Source organism: Nocardioides sp. NPDC057577 (assembly GCF_042801335.1).
In the GTDB taxonomy this organism is placed as follows: domain Bacteria; phylum Actinomycetota; class Actinomycetes; order Propionibacteriales; family Nocardioidaceae; genus Nocardioides.
The window spans coordinates 1-1,294 of the sequence record NZ_JBHVGB010000344.1 but is presented as its reverse complement, the minus strand read 5'-3'; the positions used below and the strand labels follow the sequence as shown (position 1 = coordinate 1,294).

Here is a 1,294-nt window from a genome sequence, read left to right as displayed (position 1 = left end):
ATCAACAACTTCGCAAAGTCTCCGGATCACCGTGGGATACCCCTGCAGGTGTGTGATTGACTCAGGCGCTGTGCCCGGGCTCACGACCCAGCTTCAGCGGAAGTGGCGAAGGGTGCTCTCGGGCGATACCCCCACATTGTCGAGCGAAGGATTGCGCAGTGGCCACCAGCCACAGAGGCGATTATCGAGCTGTCCGTAGAACCAAGAACGCCGTGGCGACCGCCGGGATCGTCACGTTCGCGACCAGCGGCGCGGTAGCCGCCGGGGCAGCCGCCGCGAACCCCGGCGTCGTGATCTCCGAGGTGGAGGAGAAGTCCGGCCTCCGGTTGCCGTCGCCGGCCGATCGGCGCATCGAGGCCGAGGCCAAGGCGGCTGCGAAGATCCCGGCGCTGCCGACGACCCGTGAGGACACCCGGATGTCGAGCGACCGCCGCGAGGTCACCGGCCGGGAGGCGACGGTCAGCCGCAGCGGCGAGCGTGGGGGAGGGGCGGCGACCAGTGCGCTCAGTGAGGTCGCGACGATCGAGTCGCTGATCGAGCGGCCGACGTCGGTCAGCGGCGGTTCGCAGAAGGCGGTGCTGCGATATGTCCAGGACGACGTCACCGTCTATGCCTCCTACGGGAAGCGTGCCAAGGAGCTCGGCGAGCTGAAGCTCGGGCGCGCGGTCTACTACACCGGCCGCGACGAGGGTGGTCGCCAGGAGATCGTCCTGGAGGGCAACCCGGTGTGGATCCCCGAGGGCAACCTCGGCAAGACCAAGCCCGAGCCGCCGCCCGAGCCCACCCCTACTCCGACGCCTTCTCCGACGCCGTCCGAGGAGGCCCCGGCGGGACTGGACTTCTCCGCCTGCGGAGACGCCTCGGTCGAGGACGGCCTGGTCGCCGATGCGGTCGACCTCTACCGCGCCGTCTGCAACGCGTTCCCGGCGGTCGCCTCCGGCACCACCTACGGCTACGACCCGCACGGCGAGCACATCGACGGCAAGGCGCTGGACTTCATGACCGACGACAAGGAGCTCGGTGACGCCATCGCCGCCTTCGTCCAGGAGCACGCCGCGGCGCTCAACATCTACGACATCATCTGGTACCAGCGCATCTGGACCCCGGTCCGAGCCGACGAGGGCTGGCGCTCCATGGAGGACCGCGGCGACCCCACGGCGAACCACTACGACCACGTGCACGTAGCCGTCAACTAGATCGCCGAGTCGGCTCGTCCTGACCGAACTCACCGCCGAGTCGGCTCGTTCTAACGAGCCGACTCGGCGTGATTCTTCGTCAGAACGCGCCGACTCGG

1 protein-coding gene is annotated in these 1,294 nt (G+C 68.6%); it reads left to right on the top strand.

Features of this window, described 5'->3' with window-relative positions; all coding sequences use genetic code 11:
* The first annotated feature begins 212 nt into the window (after positions 1-212).
* A complete protein-coding gene (locus tag ACFU7D_RS29655) occupies positions 213-1,196 on the top strand; it encodes a mucin-2 protein (RefSeq protein WP_378874120.1) in 984 nt (327 codons plus the stop codon).
* The last annotated feature ends 98 nt before the right edge of the window (positions 1,197-1,294 follow it).